At 57.1% G+C, this 702-nt stretch carries 1 protein-coding gene; it reads right to left on the bottom strand.

All coding sequences use genetic code 11. The features are described from left to right. Nucleotides 1-39: 39 nt before the first annotated feature. A partial coding sequence (locus IVB48_RS29640; RefSeq protein ID WP_247405634.1) for a transposase occupies nt 40-702 on the bottom strand: 663 nt, incomplete at its 5' end.

Here is a 702-nt window from a genome sequence, read left to right as displayed (position 1 = left end):
TAGCACTACTTTGGCAGAATGTGTTTTCGCCGCTGTTTTTCAAGGATTTGCTTTCGGCAATATGGGCACTGCTGGGGCGGCGGCCGAAGGATGAGATCGACGATGGCGTGACGTACGGCGGGCATAGTCGGTTGAGGCGGAGGCCCGTTGATTCTTTTTTTTTCGCCCCGCGTTTGCGAGGCGACGATGTTGCAGGAAGGCGTAGGCAATCATTGTCATAAGGGCGTGGCGATGAAGACCTTGCCATGATCGCCCTTCGAAGTGATCAAGTCCAAGTTCCTCCTTCAACTGTTGATGCGCCTGCTCACAAATCCACCGTGCCTTGATGGTGGCGGCCAGCGTGCGCAGATCCGTCGTCGCCGGAAGATTGGCGAGATAGTATTTCTTCTCCCCGGAGGCACGTTGCTCGCCAATGAGCCAGGCTTCGTCGCCTGGGAGATGCTGCTGACCTTTATCCCATATCCGCTGCGGAGGGCCGTCGGCGGTGCGGACACGGAGAGCAGCAAATCGGGCTTTGAGCCGACCTTTCGTCCCGCTGCGCCAACTCACGGTTTTCCATTTGGCGCTGGCCAGCATTTGTTCTGCCGCAATCGATAAGATATCGGGCACGTGGTGCTTTCGTGGTTTGCCACGGGCTTTGGTGATCGGCCAAATGAGCTTCACATCGACCGGATACACTTTCTGGTGCCGAGGGATACCGAC

Source organism: Bradyrhizobium sp. 76 (assembly GCF_023073025.1).
GTDB lineage: Bacteria > Pseudomonadota > Alphaproteobacteria > Rhizobiales > Xanthobacteraceae > Bradyrhizobium.
Note: the sequence above shows the minus strand (reverse complement) of the source record. Positions and strands in the feature narration are given on the sequence as shown.